The organism is Streptomyces sp. MNU76, from assembly GCF_020982545.1.
GTDB lineage: Bacteria > Actinomycetota > Actinomycetes > Streptomycetales > Streptomycetaceae > Streptomyces.
Genome location: NZ_JAJKLK010000001.1, coordinates 646,532 through 661,891 on the forward strand (window position 1 = coordinate 646,532; position 15,360 = coordinate 661,891).

Below are 15,360 nucleotides of genomic sequence, written 5' to 3' on the forward strand. Positions count from 1 at the left end.
CACCATGTCGATCGACGTCAACAACGAGTCCGGAACCGAGGTCGACGAGCAGGCGATCCTCGACATCGCCCGCTACGCGCTGACACGGATGCGCATCCACCCCCTCTCCGAGCTCTCGGTGATCGTGGTGGACGCCGACGCCATGGAGCAGCTGCACATCCAGTGGATGGACCTCCCCGGTCCGACGGATGTCATGTCCTTCCCGATGGACGAGCTGCGTCCGCCGTCGAAGGACGACGGCGAGCCGCCGCAGGGTCTGCTCGGCGACATCGTGCTGTGCCCCGAGGTCGCCGAGAAACAGGGCAAGGAAGCGGACACGCAGCACTCCATGGACGAGGAGCTCCAGCTCCTCACCGTCCACGGGGTGCTGCACCTGCTGGGCTACGACCACGAGGAGCCGGACGAGAAGGCCGAGATGTTCGGCCTGCAGGCCGCCATCGTGGACGGCTGGCGTGCGGAGAAGGGCCTCACCGGCCCCTCCCCGGCACCGACCGTGTCATGAGCGCGACTCTCATCGGCGGCGCCGTCGCCCTGGTCGTCGTCGCCTGGCTCGCCGCCTGCGCGGAGGCGGGCCTCGCGCGCGTCTCCAGCTTCCGTGCCGAGGAGGCCGTACGGGCCGGGCGGCGCGGTAGCGCGGGGCTCGCCCAGATCGCGGCCGACCCGACCCGCTATCTGAACGTCGCACTCCTGGTGCGCGTGGTCTGCGAGATGGCCGCCGCGGCGCTCGTCACCTACGCCTGCCTGCAGGAGTTCGACGCGACCTGGGAGGCCCTGGTCGTCGCGATCGGCGTGATGGTCCTCGTGTCGTACGTGGCCGTCGGTGTCTCCCCGCGCACCATCGGCCGTCAGCACCCCCTGAACACGGCCACGGCGGCGGCGTACGTCCTGCTGCCGCTGGCCCGGATCATGGGCCCGATCCCGAACCTCCTGATCCTCATCGGCAACGCGCTGACCCCCGGCAAGGGCTTCCGCCGGGGCCCGTTCGCCTCCGAGGCGGAGCTTCGGGCGCTGGTCGACCTCGCGGAGAAGGAGTCGCTGATCGAGGCCGAGGAGCGCCGGATGGTGCACTCGGTCTTCGAGCTGGGCGACACCCTCGTCCGCGAGGTGATGGTCCCGCGCACCGACCTGGTCGCCATCGAGCGGTACAAGACCATCCGGCAGGCTCTCACCCTCGCCCTGCGCTCCGGTTTCTCACGCATACCGGTCACGGGGGAGAACGAGGACGACATCGTCGGGATCGTGTACCTGAAGGACCTGGCCCGCAAGACGCACATCAACCGGGACGCCGAGAGCGAACTGGTGTCCACGGCCATGCGCCCGGCCGTCTTCGTCCCCGACACCAAGAACGCCGGTGACCTGCTGCGCGAGATGCAGCAGGAGCGCAACCACGTCGCCGTCGTCATCGACGAGTACGGCGGCACCGCCGGGATCGTCACCATCGAGGACATCCTGGAGGAGATCGTCGGCGAGATCACCGACGAGTACGACCGGGAGCTGCCGCCGGTGGAGGAGCTGGGCGACGACCGCTACCGCGTCACCGCCCGCCTCGACATCACCGACCTCGGCGAGCTGTACGGGCTCGACGCCTACGACGACGAGGACGTGGAGACCGTGGGCGGCCTCCTCGCCAAGGCGCTCGGGCGCGTCCCCATCGCCGGTGCCTCGTCGGTCGTCGCCCTGCCGGACGAGCGCGAACTGCGGCTCACGGCGGAGGCCGCAGCCGGCCGCCGGAACAAGATCGTCACCGTGCTGGTGGAGCCGATCGGCCCCGCCGAGGTGCCGGAGGAGGAGAAGAAGTCCGAGTGACGCCACAGGAGTTGCGTGCCTTCTGCCTCTCGTTCGACGAGGCCGTCGAGGACTTCCCCTTCAGTCCCGAGATCTCCGTCTACAAGGTCCTCGGCAAGATGTTCGCCCTGAGCTGGGCGGAGCGGCAGCCCCTGAAGGTCAACCTCAAGTGCGACCCCGAGGACGCGGTCCGGCTGCGCACCGAACACCCCGGTCTCATCGCCCCCGGCTATCACATGAACAAGCGCCACTGGAACACGGTGACCCTCGACGCCGGTCTTCCGGACCGGCTGGTCGAGGAGCTGATCGAGGACTCGTACGACCTGGTGGTGGCGGGGCTGCCCCGCGGGGACCGGCTCCGGCTCGACCGGGCGTGAAACGTATGCTCGGCCCATGACCGACAGCAGCGCGCTCGACCTCGACCCCGAGGACCGGAAGATCGTCACCCTCGCCCGTTCCGCGCGGGCCCGCAACGGCGTGCCCGAGGGGGCGGCCGTACGGGACGAGACGGGCCGTACGTATGTCGCCGGGACCGTGGCCCTGGAGTCCCTGCGGCTCAGCGCGCTGCGCACGGCCGTCGCCATGGCGGTGGCCTCCGGCGCGAAGTCCCTGGAGGCGGCGGCCGTGGTGACCGCCGCCGAGACCGTCTCCGACGAGGACCGGACCGCCGTGCGGGACCTCGGCGGACCGGAGACCCCGGTCCTGCTGGCCGGGCCGGACGGGTCGGTGCGCGCGACGGTGACGGCGGGCTGAGGGCCCGGCGGTTCGGGCGGCCGAGGTCCCGCACGGCGGTCCGGGCAGGCCGAGGGCGCGACGGACGCGCGTCCGTCCGGCCCCCTCCGGTGTCGAGCCCTGGTTCTTCCGCGGGGTGCGAGTGGATCAGCAGGATCACGGCGAGGAGCCAGACTGCAACCCGGGCTGCGGCGTTTCCACGCCACGCTCACGGCGTAGTGTTACGGCTGGTAACAGTCCTCCGAGCTGCGTGAAAATCTTGCGCGGGCGAGTGGACACCCGGGCCGTGCCACCGGCGAAACCGTGCGGCACGGGACAGATCGGCTCATCGCCCCGGCCGTGCCGGGGAGTTCGCCGACGGGGTCGGCGAACGGCTTCGGCCACTTTCGCCGACCCTTGCCCCAACCGCCAGAGCATCTCTTGCAATCTCCGCCCGCGCACGTCTCAATGGAGCCGTTCTCTTGGCGGACCGTCATATTCCGCCGCGCGGCCGCGCATTGCACCGCCCCCACATGGCAACGCCCGTACCGGGACGGACGGGGCTTCCCCAGGCCCCGTGCGCCTCCCGTACCAGGGAAGGGAATTCGCACGATGAGACGCATACGACTCGGAGTCGGCTCGGCGCTCGCGGCAGGGACGCTGGCCGTCACCGGCCTCGCGTTCGCGCCGACCGCCCTCGCGGTCACCCCGCAGACCGCGACCATCAACGCCAGCTGCACGATCGGCGGCTCCGGCGAGGCCACGCTCACGGCCACCCAGAGTGGTACGACCGCCACGGTCACCCTCTCCTCCGAGGGGATCACCGCACCGATCGCCCTCGCCGAGGACTCCATCCAGTCCACGCTCACCTTCGTCAAGGCGAGCGGCGGCACGACGGCCTTCACCGGCACCGAGAACCCGGCCCTGGCCGCCGGCGACGGCATGGTGGTGGGCCCGCTCACCGGCACCGTCGCCCCCGGCGACAGCCTGGAGGCGTTCGGCGGCTCCCTGCAGATGGTGGTCTTCGGCTTCCCCGTGACCTGCACGGCGAGCGGACCGCAGTCGCCGGGCCCGTTCGTCTTCGACTGATCCCTCGCCGTACCTGAGTGAACGGGTGAGGGGTGGTACCGCACCCGGCGGTACCACCCCTCACCCCGCTCCCGTCTACAGCGCGTCGGGACCCCGCTCGCCCGTCCGCACCCGTACGACCGTCTCGACCGGCAGCGCCCACACCTTGCCGTCGCCGATCTTCCCGGTCTGGGCCGCCTTCACGATCGCGTCGATGACGTCGTCGGACACGGCGTCCTCGACGACGACCTCGATCCGGACCTTGGGGACGAGGTCCACCTGGTACTCGGCGCCCCGGTACACCTCGGTGTGGCCCCGCTGCCGGCCGTACCCGCTGGCCTCGCTGACGGTCAGACCGTGCACGCCCATCTCCTGGAGTGCGGTCTTGACCGCGTCGAGGCGGTACGGCTTGACGATCGCGGTGATGAGTCTCATGCCCTGGCCTTCTGGGGAGGGAGCGGACGAGGTGACCGGGGCGCCGTGGCCCGGGACGCCGTGATCGTATGCCGCCTCGGCGTGCACCGTAAGGTCGAGACCGGTGTGCTCGTGCCGAGCCGGGCGAGCCCGCCCAGGGTTTCGGAGAGCTCACGGTCCGTGGTGGGTGCGGCGGTGCTCCGGGGATCAGGGAGAATGGGCGCCATGAGCGTCCGTACCCAGTCATCCGAGCAGCCGGCCGAGGCCGCCCACCGCGCCGGCTTCGCCTGCTTCGTGGGCCGCCCCAACGCGGGCAAGTCCACCCTCACGAACGCTCTGGTCGGCCAGAAGGTGGCGATCACGGCGAACCAGCCGCAGACCACGCGGCACACGGTCCGGGGCATCGTGCACCGGCCGGACGCGCAGCTGATCCTGGTCGACACCCCGGGGCTGCACAAGCCGCGCACCCTGCTGGGGGAGCGCCTCAACGACGTGGTCCGCACGACCTGGGCCGAGGTCGACGTGATCGGCTTCTGTCTGCCCGCGAACGAGAAGCTCGGTCCGGGCGACCGGTTCATCGCGAAGGAACTGGCGTCCATCAAGAAGACGCCGAAGATCGCGATCGTCACCAAGACCGACCTGGTGGACAGCAAGGCGCTCGCCGAGCAGCTCATCGCCATCGACCAGCTGGGCAAGGAGCTGGGCTTCGAGTGGGCCGAGATCGTGCCCGTCTCGGCGGTCGCCGACAAGCAGGTGGACCTCCTCGCCGACCTGCTCGTCCCCCTCCTCCCGGAGGGCCCCGCCCTGTACCCCGAGGGCGATCTCACCGACGAGCCCGAGCAGGTCATGATCGCCGAGTTGATCCGTGAGGCGGCCCTGGAGGGCGTCCGGGACGAGCTCCCGCACTCCATCGCCGTCGTCGTGGAGGAGATGCTCCCCCGCGAGGACCGCCCCGCCGACAAGCCCCTCCTCGACATCCACGCCTTCGTCTACATCGAGCGCCCCAGCCAGAAGGGCATCATCATCGGCCCCAAGGGCAAGCGCCTGAAGGAGGTCGGCATCAAGTCGCGCAAGCAGATCGAGGCGCTGCTGGGCACCCCGGTCTTCCTCGACCTCCATGTGAAGGTGGCCAAGGACTGGCAGCGCGATCCCCGACAGTTGCGGAAGCTGGGGTTCTGAGGGGCGGCGAGACCCCTGAGGGTGGTGTCTATTCGGTCGCGCACTCTGGTCAAGTTTGACTAGGGTGGGTGTCATGGGCGAGAAGACGATTCCGATCCTTCCGTGTCAGACCCTCCAGCCCCTCCTGGACTTCTACGAGGCCCTCGGCTTCGACGTCGCTTTCCGGCAGCGCAGCCCCAATCCGTACGCCGTGGTGGTGCGCGGCGGCATCGAACTCCAGTTCTTCGGCCTGAAGCGGTACGAGCCGGCCCAGTCCCACAGCACGTGCTACGTGCGCACGGACGATGTCGACGGCCTGTACACGGCGTTCCGGGCGGGCCTGAAGAAGACGTACGGGCGGATACCGACGCGGGGGCTGCCGCGTCTGGGACCGCTGAAGGACATGTCGTACGGCATGCGGCAGTTCCTGATGACCGACCCGGGCGGCAACTGTGTCCGGATCGGGCAGGCGACCAGCGAGGACCAGAGCCACCGGCCCGCCCCGGAGGAGCCCGTCGCGCGGGCGCTGCACCTCGCCTCCCTGCTGGCGGACTCGAAGAACGATCCGGCGGGCGCGGCCAGGGTCGTCGACCGGGCGCTGCGGGAGGACGCCGAACGGCCGTCCGGGGCGGAGCTGCTGCACCTCCTCGTGCTGCGTGCGGACGTGGCCCTCCGGCTCGGGGACGAGGAGACGGCGACGGGCGCGCTGGCGCGGGCGGCGGCCGTCGAACTCACCGACGAGGAACGGCACACCACGCACGACGCCCTGATGCGGCTGGAGGACCTGCGGGGCCGGGAGCAGACGTGAAAAGAGCCGCCGCCCCGGTTCTCCGGGGCGGCGGCCGTCAGGTCGCGCGGGGTCCGGCGGTGGCCGGTGTCAGCGCGTCCACCAGGCGGCGGAGGTGCTCCGCAGGGTGTTCGTGCCGCAGTGGATCTCACCCATGCCGAGGTGGTACGTCTCCCAGTCGTCCAGGTACGACACCTTCATGCCGGCGCTCGTGTACGCGGCCGTCACCGCCTCGGTGAAGATGTCCTTGCCGCCGATGACCGGGCCCCACTGGCGCGGCGCCAGGTAGTTCGTGCGGCTGAGGACGATGCCGTTGACCGCGCCGGGAACGTACGCGCTGGTCATCACCGACGGCGCGGGCGCCGCGGGGGAGGCGGCCCCGAAGCCCTCCCGGCCCTTCGCGCCCTGGTCCGCCGTCGTCTCGTCGAGACGACGCTGCTGGCCGTAGTCCCGTGCCACGTCCGGGAGTTCGGCGCCGGCGCCGAGGCGGCTGAGCCGGGGCAGACGGGTCTTGGCGTCGCCCGACTGCGTCTCGCCCACCATCTCCGTGCCCTGGGTGTAGAGGGCCGGGACACGGACGACCTCGGCGTCCGTGACGCCCGTCTCGCGCTTGAGCACCGCGAGGTTGGCCTCGATCTTGCGGGTGGCGAGGTTGTTGTCGGAGACCAGGTTCTTCGAGGCGAGGGCCTTGGCGATGGTCTCCGTGGGGCCGAGCTTCAGGGAGAACATCTTCGTCGAGCCGTGACCGGTGGCCTTCGCGTCGCGCAGCAGCTTCAGCCCCGCCTCGGGGTCGGCGACCGCGATCTTCCAGCCGCGCGGGGTGTCGGCGGGCAGGAACTGCACGAACTCGTCGACATGGCCCACGTGCAGCCACGACGTGTCGAGGAACAGCGGGTCCTGCATGCCCTGGGACTTCAGGAACGTCCGCATCACCTTCGCCGGCTTGGAGCCGACGTCCGGGCGCTGCCCCATGATGATCCGGCCCGCCGGGAAGGAACGCTCGCCGTGGGCGTACGGCGGAATGGTCTCCAGGTTGCCCATGGAGTTGAGCGTCCACTCCTCCGAGTCCTTGGCGCCCGTCACCTGCACGGCACCGATGTTCGGGCCGCGCAGCTTCTCGAACAGCTCCCGGCCGGACTCGCGGTCCAGCTGGGCGGAGCGCAGCATCACGCGCATCGACTGCCGCTTGCCGTCCGCGCCGGTCATGCTGACGTACGCGGGCTCGACGAAGTCCTGCGCCCAGATGTCCCCGTACTTGGTGAAGTTCACCGTCGGCCGGGTGATGCCGGCGTCCTTGGCCGCCTTGTCCAGGCCCTTGCGGAACGCGGCGTTGAGCTTGCCGTAGTTGCCGCCGGAGATCTTGGTGACCAGCAGCTGCTGGGCGTTCTGCAGATGGTGGTGGGTGAGGAGCGGGGCCACGCGCAGGGTGACCGAGTCGGCGGAGGTGCCGGCCGAGGACTTCACCGTCAGCCGGATCCGGGCGAGGCCGTCCCACTTGGCGGTGTCCCGGATGACGTCCTTGGCCTCGACGCCGAACTCCACACCGGCCTTCAGCTCGGCGCGCGACAGCCGGGTCTTGGTGGTGACCGGCTCCCACTTCTTGCCCCGCTTGACGAACACCCGGGTCTGCGCGGCGCCCGCCGTCACCTTCACGGTGCCCTGCGCCCCGGCCGGCACGCCGCGCATCGGCACGGACCGGACGCGGGCCAGGTCGGCGGCGTCGGCGGTGCCGTTCACCTTGGTGTCGGAGGCGTCGTTGCAGGCGGCCAGCTTGGCGTCCGTCAGGGGCTTGCCCTTGGGGCCGGTGGCCGGGCAACGGCGGGTGTCGTCGTCGATGTTGGGCAGCATCAGGGCGCCGCGGGCGACGGTCCAGCCGTTCTCGCCGGAGGTGTCGGTGGTGCCGGTGACATCGACCGTGCCGTCGCGGTTGGTGTCCACGCGCAGATCGGTCGGGGGCGCCCCGGCGGCGAACGCCGAGGGCACCGCCAGCGAGGGCGTCGCGAGGAGCGTGCCGGACACCGCGAGCACGGCAATCGCCTGCAGTGCGGGGCGGGTTCGGAGTGGTCTGGTTGAACGCGTAGGCACAGAGCGTCCCTTCGGCGGCGAGCGTGGTCAGCACTGAAGACGGCCGAGAGCGCGAATCCGTTGTCTGTGCGGCGCCTGTCAAACAGTGATCTGCCACACGTCGGCTGTGAACCGCGACGGCCGGGCGCGTCCCGCGCAGATCGCGCCCCCACCTACTCCACGCCGCGAATCCGTCCCACGAGCACCGCCCCCGCCAGTCCGATCACCGCCGCCACCAGATACAGCGTCCGGTAGCCGCCGAGATGTGTCACGATCGGCGCCGCCAGCACCGGAGCGGCCACCTGGGGCAGCGAGTTGGCCACGTTGATGACACCCAGGTCCTTGCCCCGGTCGAGGGCCTTCGGCAGGACATCGGTCATGAGGGCGAAGTCGACCGAGGTGAACACACCGAAACCCAGGCCGAGCAGGGCCGAGGCGACGAGCGCGCCGGGCCAGGTCGGCCAGAGGGCGATGAGCCCGGTCGCGGCCGCCATCAGCAGGCCCGACCAGTACACGAACGGCTTGCGCCGCCCCACCCGGTCCGACCACACCCCGGAGACCACCACCGTCGCCAGCAGCGTTGCGGCGTTCACCACCGTGAGGATCAGCACGCCCTCCTGCGGATCCGGGTAGCCGACCCGGTCCCGCAGGTAGAACAGCAGGTAGAGCAGGCCGACGGCGTTGCTCAGATTGATGAGGAAGCGCGTCAGCCAGGCCCACGCGAAGTCCGGATGGCGCCGCGGGCTCAGCCAGAAGCCCGCCAGGAACCCCCGCCACGACCACTCCGGGCGGGCTCCCACCGGCAGCGGGGGATCCCGGTGTGCCAGCACGTACGGCAACACGCCCACCAGCGTGAACACCGCACACGCCGCGTACCCCGCGCCGATGCCCCCGCCCAGGGTCGCCAGCCCGGTGCCGCCGACCACGCCCAGGATCTGCGCCGCCCCCAACCAGCCGCCCACGGCGCCCCGTTGGAGCCGCGGCACCTGATCCGGGACCGCCGCGGTGACCGCCGCCCAGGACGCGTTCAGCGTGAGCTGCACCAGACACCAGCCGGCCACCATGGCCCACAGCCCGCCCGCGCCCGCGAGCAGCAGCAGCGACACCGCCCCGCCGGCGGACCCCGCCACGATCCACGGTGTACGGCGGCCCCGGCGGGACGTCGTACGGTCCGACAGCGCCCCGAACAGCGGCGTGGCCAGCAGCGAGACGACCGCCCCGGCACCGGTCACCCACGCCAGCACCGACTCCTTCGACATGCTCGCGCCGGGGGCGAAGTCCTCCGCCTGGGAGGCCAGCAGAATCTGCAGCGGGCCGTACCAGCCCACCCAGATCGCCGCGTTGGCCAGCGCCAGGGCAGAGGTCCAGCCCCCGCCGACCCGCTCGACGGGCTCGGCGAGGGCGTCCGTCGGCCGTGTGGTCGTCATGCTCTGCTCTGGGCCCGCAGCAGGTCCCGGTACCAGGCGTACGACGCCTTCGGGGTCCGCTCCTGCGTCTCGAAGTCCACGTGGACCAGGCCGAACCGCCGCGCATACCCCTCGGCCCACTCGAAGTTGTCGAGCAGGGACCACACGAAGTAGCCGCGGACGTCGACGCCCGCCGCCACCGCCTCGCGCAGCGCGCGCACATGGCCGTCGAGGTAGGCGATGCGCTCCTGGTCGTCGACGCCCTCGTAGGAGCAGCCGTTCTCGGTGACGACGACGGGCGGCAGCCGGTCGCCGTAGCGGTCGCGGAAGCCGGTGAGGAGTTCGGTGAGGCCCTCGGGGACGACCGGCCAGCCGAAGTCGGTGGTGGGGACGTTCTCGATCTGCTTGACGGTGAAGGGCAGCTCGGCCGGGATGGAGACGCCGCCGAACTCGATGTCCTCGCCCTCGGGGGCGCCCACCCGGGTCGGCGCGTAGTAGTTGACGCCGTACCAGTCGATCGGCTCGGAGATGGTCTTCAGGTCGGAGTCGATGTCCGTGCCCGGCATCAACTCGCCTATCCCCTCGGGGTATTCGCCCAACAGGACCGGTTCCGCGAACAGGCGGTTGAGAAGCAGGTCGTAGAAGCCGGCGGCCTCGACGTCCGCCTGCTCCTGAGACGCGGCCCAGGTCGGCCCGTGCGAGTTGGCGATGCCGATGTCCGTGGCACCGGCCGCGCGCAGCGCCCGTACGGCCAGGCCGTGGCCCAGCAGCTGGTGGTGGGCGGCCGGGAGCGCGTCGAACATCAGCTGCTTGCCGGGCGCGTGGGTGCCGAGGGCGTGGCCCAGCAGCGTGTGCTCGGCGGGCTCGTTGAGGGTGATCCACTTGCCCACGCGGTCGCCGAGCCGGGCGGCCACGACGGCGGCGTACTCGGCGAACCGCTCGGCCGTGTCCCGGTTGAGCCAGCCGCCGGTCTCCGCCAGCGACGCCGGCAGGTCCCAGTGGAAGAGGGTCGGCACGGGGCGTACGCCGGCGCCCACCAGCTCGTCCACCAACCGGTCGTAGAAGTCCAGGCCGTTCGGGGTGTTCACCCGGGGCCAGGAGACCGAGAAGCGGTACGCGCCGACCCCCAGGTCGCGCAGGAGGGCCACGTCCTGCGGGTAGCGGTGGAAGTGGTCGCAGGCCACCGCCGCCGTCGAGCCGTCCTTGATCCGGCCCGGCTCGGCCGAGAAGGTGTCCCACACGGACGGCTCGCGCTCGTCCGCGGCCCCCTCGATCTGATGCGCGGAGGTCGAGACGCCCCACAGGAAGCCTGCGGGGAACCGGGGTATCGGGTTGGTCGCGTTCGTCGCCATGGGCGGATCATCCGTACCACGGGTAACGGAAGTCAACGCCCGAGGGTGAAGTGCCCGTTACGCACCCGGAGCACCGCCGTCGGCGCGCTCACGCACCCTCCTTGAGCACCCTTCTGATCAGCTCCCGCTGCTCCTCCGACAGCGTGGGGTCCGCGCAGCGCACGACCCTGCCGTCCACCGTGATCTCGTACGAGAAACCGTCCGGCACCCCGAGCCCCGGCGAACCCCGGCCGGTGGTGAGGGCCCGTTCGGCCAGGGCGTGCCAGTCGGGGGCATCGGGCCGCCCGGCGGTGTCCACCACCGCGTGCCGCTCGATGCCCGCGAAACCGCCCGTGCGCCGCACTTCAATCCGCATGGGTCCTGTCTAGTACGGATCGGGGCCGCGGCGCAGCACCGCCGCCGCCCGCCGCGCCCTACAGGGTCCGCACACCCACCTGCTCCCAGGCTTTCAGCACCGCCGTCAGTTCGTCACCCTGTCCGTAGCGGTCCTTCGCCGCCCTGACCGTGAGTGTGGCGAAGTCGACGAAGAGGGCCTGCTTGTCCAGTTGGCCGCCGGTGAGGACGTCGTACCAGATCTGTCCGGCCCGCTCCCAGGCGTGGCCGCCGAGCGCGGTGGCCACGAGGTAGAACGCGTGGTTGGGGATACCGGAGTTGATGTGCACACCGCCGTTGTCGCGGCCCGTGCGGACGAAGTCGTCCATGGTCGCCGGCTGCGGGTCCTTGCCGAGGACGTCGTCGTCGTACGCCGTGCCCGGGGCCTTCATCGAGCGGAGCGCGACCCCGGTGACGCGGGGCGCCAGCAGGCCGGCGCCGATCAGCCAGTCCGCCTCGGCGGCGGTCTGGCCGAGCGTGTACTGCTTGATGAGGGCGCCGAAGACGTCCGACATCGACTCGTTGAGCGCGCCCGGCTGGCCGAAGTACGTGAGGTTCGCCGTGTACTGGGTGACGCCGTGGCTGAGTTCGTGGCCGATGACGTCGATCGGGATGGTGAAGTCGAGGAAGATCTCGCCGTCCCCGTCGCCGAACACCATCTGTTCGCCGTTCCAGAAGGCGTTGTTGTAGTCGCGCTCGTAGTGCACGGTCGCGTCCAGCGGCAGCCCGTTGCCGTCGATGGAGTCGCGGGCGAAGGACTTCCAGAACAGTTCGTACGTGGCCCCCAGGCCCGCGTACGCGCGGTTGACCGTGGCGTCCTTGCCGGGTGCGTCGCCCTCGCCGCGCACCTTCCTGCCGGGCAGGTCCGTGCCGTGGCGGGCGTCGTGGATCGTGCGGTGCGGGGTGCCCGCCTCGGCGCCGAGGGGCGCGGTGACGGACGGGGCGCCGACGACCGTGGTCAGGCGGCGGTGGGTGCGTTCGAGGGCGTCGCGCTCCAGGGTCTTGCGCGCGGCGCCGGCGAGCACCGGGTCCTCGGCCTGGGAGAGCTTGTCGAGGACGTGGGGTGGGACGACTGTGCAGAAGACGGGCTCGTGGCCCCCGTTGGTGGTCATGTCCCGCACGATTGCACTCCGTTCGGGGGCTGTCACTGGGGGCAACCATGATTGGTGAAATGTCGCTGTATGGGTTGCGTATCGTCTGTGCCGTGTTACTGAGGGTTGACTTCGGCTTTCCGTGCCGTCGCGGCCGGGCGCGCTGTCGTGGGCGGTGTGGCATTGCGCACCTTTTGTCCCTTGATCTTCCTCGGTCCCGCATACTGATACGGCCCCCCGCACCGCGCCGGACTCGGCTAGGCTGCTCCGCATCATGCGTTTCGGGCTGCTTCTCCTTAGCTGCCGCGGCGAGGGCCTGTAGTCGAGGCCGACCCCCTCCCCGCGGTGCTTTGGCGTTGCGTCGTCGGCCGTCCTTTCCGGACCATCGAGGAGCCCACGCACCATGGCGAACCGCCAGCAGCCCACGTCCATGCCGATCCACAAGTACGGGCAGTACGAGCAGGTCGACATCCCCGACCGCACGTGGCCGAACAACCGGATCACCGTCGCCCCCCGCTGGCTCTCCACCGACCTGCGCGACGGCAACCAGTCCCTGATCGACCCGATGTCGCCCGAGCGCAAGCGCCGGATGTTCGACCAGCTGGTCAAGATGGGCTACAAGGAGATCGAGGTCGGCTTCCCCGCGTCCGGACAGACGGACTTCGACTTCGTACGGTCGATCATCGAGGAGCCGGGCGTCATCCCGGACGACGTCACCATCTCCGTACTGACCCAGGCCCGTGAGGACCTGATCGAGCGGACCGTGGAGTCCCTGAAGGGCGCCAAGCGGGCCACCGTCCACCTGTACAACGCCACCGCGCCCGTCTTCCGCCGGGTCGTCTTCCGGGGCTCCAAGGACGACATCAAGCAGATCGCCGTGGACGGTACGCGGCTGGTGATGGAGTACGCGGAGAAGCTGCTGGGCCCGGAGACGGAGTTCGGGTACCAGTACAGCCCGGAGATCTTCACCGACACCGAGCTGGACTTCGCCCTGGAGGTCTGCGAGGCGGTCATGGACGTCTGGCAGCCCGGTCCGGGCCGCGAGATCATCCTCAACCTGCCCGCCACGGTGGAGCGTTCGACGCCGTCGACGCACGCGGACCGCTTCGAGTGGATGGGCCGCAACATCTCCCGCCGCGAGCACGTCTGCATCTCCGTCCACCCGCACAACGACCGCGGCACCGCCGTCGCGGCGGCCGAGCTGGCGCTGATGGCCGGCGCCGACCGTGTCGAGGGCTGTCTGTTCGGGCAGGGCGAGCGCACCGGCAACGTCGACCTGGTCACCCTGGGCATGAACCTGTTCTCGCAGGGCGTCGACCCGCAGATCGACTTCTCCGACATCGACGAGATCCGTCGCACGTGGGAGTACTGCAACCAGATGGAGGTCCACCCACGCCACCCGTACGTGGGCGACCTGGTCTACACGTCCTTCTCCGGCTCCCACCAGGACGCCATCAAGAAGGGCTTCGACGCCATGGAGGCGTCCGCGAAGGAGCAGGGCAAGACGGTCGACGACATCGAGTGGGCCGTCCCGTACCTGCCGATCGACCCCAAGGACGTCGGCCGGTCCTACGAGGCCGTCATCCGGGTCAACTCGCAGTCCGGCAAGGGCGGTATCGCGTACGTCCTGAAGAACGACCACAAGCTGGACCTGCCGCGCCGGATGCAGATCGAGTTCTCCAAGCTGATCCAGGCGAAGACGGACGCCGAGGGCGGCGAGGTCACCGGCTCCGACATCTGGGCGGTCTTCCAGGACGAGTACCTGCCCAACCCCGACAACCCGTGGGGCCGCGTCCAGGTCCGCAACAACCAGTCGACCACCGACAAGGACGGCGTGGACACGCTGACCGTGGAGGCCGAGGTCGACGGCGTCGGGGCCACTCTGGTCGGCACCGGCAACGGCCCGATCTCGGCGTTCTTCGACGCGCTGCAGGGCATCGGGATCGACGCGCGTCTGCTGGACTACCAGGAGCACACGATGAGCGAGGGCGCCTCCGCGCAGGCCGCCTCGTACATCGAGGTCGCCATCGAGGACAAGGTCCTGTGGGGCATCGGGATCGACGCGAACACGACGCGTGCCTCGCTGAAGGCGGTCGTCTCCGCCGTCAACCGAGCGGCCCGCTGACCAGCCTGACCGGCGGTTTGAAGGTCCCGTTCACCGGATTCCGGCGAACGGGACCCGTCGTTAACCGGCCAAACCGTGTGCAGGTCGCGGGAAGGCCTCGTCCGGAGTACTGACTGCGCCTCACCGATGTGGCTAACATCACGCAAGCGCGGCAATGTTGCCGAGGAGGCACTTCCCGCGCCCAAGGGGCCGTGTGTGGGGGAGTTACGGAGGTGCGACGTGCTGCCAGGACGGGACCCGATCGGCCGTGCCGCCGCGCTCGCCCGCGACGGGCGGACCAGCCGTGCCACCGGCTTCTCGCGTGTGCTGGGGACCCGGATCGCGTGGACGGGCGTCGGTGACGGCGAGTTCTTCTGCCCCGGCTGCGGAGGCGACCGCAACTACCAGCGCCTCACCGGCCGCCGCCGCTTCACCCTCCTCGGCGTCCCCGTGCTGCCCCGCGGCGAGACCGGGCCCGTCGTCGAATGCGCGGCCTGCCGCCACCACTACACCCTCGACGTCCTCGACCACCCCACCACCACCCGCTTCTCCGCGATGCTCCGCGACGCCGTCCACACCGTCGCCCTCGCCGTGCTCGCGGCCGGCGGCACCTGCTCGCGGACCTCGCTGACCGTCGCTGCCGGCGCCGTCCGCTCCGCCGGGTTCGACGACTGCACGGAGGACCAACTCGGCGCCCTGGTCGAGGCCCTGGCCGCCGACACCGGCCGAATCCACGGCGAACCCTGCGGCCCCGGTCTCGCCATAGAGCTCCACGAGGCCCTGGACCCGCTGGCACCCCACCTCGCCCCGACCGGGCGCGAGGCGATCCTGCTCCAGGGCGCGCGGATCGCCCTGGCGGACGGGCCGTACACCCCGGCGGAACGGGACGCGCTGGCCACGGTGGGAGCGGCGCTCACGATCTGCGCCGACGACGTGACCCGCCTCCTCACGGCGGCCCGGACCCCGTCCTGACCGGACCCGGACCCCGTCTCAGCGGGACCCCGTTCCAGCAGGACACCGCCTATGCCAGTCGGCGAGGGTGCCCCGG

The 15,360-nt window shown here is 70.8% G+C and carries 15 protein-coding genes; 9 read left to right on the forward strand and 6 right to left on the reverse strand.

Annotation, left to right across the window (positions count from 1 at the left end; all coding sequences use genetic code 11):
* The first annotated feature begins 4 nt into the window (after positions 1-4).
* The 5 genes from ybeY to E4N62_RS02815 all read left to right on the forward strand — a co-directional run bounded on the left by ybeY (position 5) and on the right by E4N62_RS02815 (position 3,585).
* A complete protein-coding gene (gene ybeY / locus E4N62_RS02795) occupies positions 5-502 on the forward strand; it encodes an rRNA maturation RNase YbeY (protein WP_230211765.1) in 498 nt (165 codons plus the stop codon).
* On the forward strand, positions 499-1,806 hold the full coding sequence (locus tag E4N62_RS02800; RefSeq protein WP_230211766.1) for a hemolysin family protein: 1,308 nt from the start codon (positions 499-501) through the stop codon (positions 1,804-1,806). The genes ybeY and E4N62_RS02800 overlap by 4 nt, the downstream gene beginning before the upstream one ends.
* Positions 1,803-2,162, forward strand: coding sequence for an MmcQ/YjbR family DNA-binding protein (locus E4N62_RS02805; protein ID WP_215455373.1), 360 nt, complete (start codon positions 1,803-1,805; stop codon positions 2,160-2,162). Before E4N62_RS02800 ends, E4N62_RS02805 begins: the two co-directional genes overlap by 4 nt.
* Positions 2,163-2,178: 16 nt before the next feature.
* Positions 2,179-2,538 (forward strand): cytidine deaminase, encoded by a 360-nt coding sequence (locus E4N62_RS02810; RefSeq protein ID WP_230211767.1) that lies wholly within the window; start codon positions 2,179-2,181, stop codon positions 2,536-2,538.
* Positions 2,539-3,108: 570 nt separating this feature from the next.
* Entirely contained in the window at positions 3,109-3,585 is a 477-nt protein-coding gene (locus E4N62_RS02815; protein WP_230211768.1) for a hypothetical protein, read from the forward strand.
* A 75-nt stretch (positions 3,586-3,660) separates the two neighbouring features.
* Here E4N62_RS02815 and E4N62_RS02820 read toward each other — a convergent pair whose 3' ends face one another.
* Entirely contained in the window at positions 3,661-3,999 is a 339-nt protein-coding gene (locus tag E4N62_RS02820; protein WP_184894236.1) for a P-II family nitrogen regulator, read from the reverse strand.
* 195 nt (positions 4,000-4,194) lie between these two features.
* On the opposite strand from E4N62_RS02820, the gene era reads away from it, so the two are divergent.
* Both era and E4N62_RS02830 read left to right on the forward strand, forming a co-directional pair.
* Entirely contained in the window at positions 4,195-5,157 is a 963-nt protein-coding gene (gene era / locus E4N62_RS02825) for a GTPase Era (protein WP_177261760.1), read from the forward strand.
* Between the two features lie 73 nt (positions 5,158-5,230).
* Positions 5,231-5,944: a VOC family protein gene (locus tag E4N62_RS02830; protein WP_230211769.1), complete on the forward strand. Its 714-nt coding sequence runs from the start codon at positions 5,231-5,233 to the stop codon at positions 5,942-5,944.
* 69 nt (positions 5,945-6,013) lie between these two features.
* On the opposite strand, the gene E4N62_RS02835 is transcribed toward E4N62_RS02830, so the two are convergent.
* The 5 genes from E4N62_RS02835 to E4N62_RS02855 all read right to left on the reverse strand — a co-directional run bounded on the left by E4N62_RS02835 (position 6,014) and on the right by E4N62_RS02855 (position 12,229).
* Positions 6,014-7,951, reverse strand: a complete 1,938-nt coding sequence (locus E4N62_RS02835) for a protein-arginine deiminase domain-containing protein (protein ID WP_230211770.1) — start codon at positions 7,949-7,951, stop codon at positions 6,014-6,016.
* 209 nt (positions 7,952-8,160) lie between these two features.
* Positions 8,161-9,414: an MFS transporter gene (locus E4N62_RS02840; protein ID WP_230211771.1), complete on the reverse strand. Its 1,254-nt coding sequence runs from the start codon at positions 9,412-9,414 to the stop codon at positions 8,161-8,163.
* Positions 9,411-10,745: a GH1 family beta-glucosidase gene (locus E4N62_RS02845; protein WP_230211772.1), complete on the reverse strand. Its 1,335-nt coding sequence runs from the start codon at positions 10,743-10,745 to the stop codon at positions 9,411-9,413. Before E4N62_RS02845 ends, E4N62_RS02840 begins: the two co-directional genes overlap by 4 nt.
* Before the next feature lie 88 nt (positions 10,746-10,833).
* Positions 10,834-11,100 (reverse strand): protealysin inhibitor emfourin, encoded by a 267-nt coding sequence (locus E4N62_RS02850; protein ID WP_230211773.1) that lies wholly within the window; start codon positions 11,098-11,100, stop codon positions 10,834-10,836.
* 58 nt (positions 11,101-11,158) lie between these two features.
* The gene (locus E4N62_RS02855; RefSeq protein WP_184894249.1) at positions 11,159-12,229 is read right to left on the reverse strand and encodes a M4 family metallopeptidase; all 1,071 of its coding nucleotides are present in this window, start codon (positions 12,227-12,229) and stop codon (positions 11,159-11,161) included.
* A gap of 382 nt (positions 12,230-12,611) precedes the next feature.
* On the opposite strand from E4N62_RS02855, the gene leuA reads away from it, so the two are divergent.
* Together leuA and E4N62_RS02865 are read left to right on the forward strand one after the other, a co-directional pair.
* On the forward strand, positions 12,612-14,333 hold the full coding sequence (leuA, locus tag E4N62_RS02860) for a 2-isopropylmalate synthase (RefSeq protein ID WP_230211774.1): 1,722 nt from the start codon (positions 12,612-12,614) through the stop codon (positions 14,331-14,333).
* 219 nt (positions 14,334-14,552) lie between these two features.
* Positions 14,553-15,284 carry a TerB family tellurite resistance protein gene (locus E4N62_RS02865; protein ID WP_374116912.1) on the forward strand — a complete coding sequence of 244 codons (732 nt, stop codon included), beginning with the start codon at positions 14,553-14,555 and terminating at the stop codon, positions 15,282-15,284.
* Positions 15,285-15,360: the final 76 nt, after the last annotated feature.